Here is a 243-nt window from a genome sequence, read left to right as displayed (position 1 = left end):
GGTCCGCGACCAGGTCCTTGGTGGCGGGGTCCTTGCCGAAGAAGTGTTCGCGGACGAACCCGCCGGATTCGGCCTTGTAGGTCTGGTAGTCCCCGTCGGGGGTTTCGTTCATGATCTTCACCAGCGACCCGTCGGTGTCCTTGGTCAGCAGGTCATCCCATTCCCGGCCCCAGACGACCTTGATCACGTTCCAGCCCGCGCCGCGGAAGAACGCTTCGAGTTCCTGCATGATCTTGCCGTTAC

At 62.6% G+C, this 243-nt stretch carries 1 protein-coding gene; it reads right to left on the bottom strand.

Going from position 1 to position 243, the window contains the following annotated elements; genetic code table 11:
• Nucleotides 1-243 (bottom strand): hypothetical protein (locus tag AC5RVN_RS17490; RefSeq protein WP_494138760.1); only part of this gene is annotated, 243 nt, incomplete at both ends.

The organism is Arthrobacter sp. sptzw32 (assembly GCF_059089735.1).
This window is presented reverse-complemented; position numbering and strand designations above follow the sequence as displayed.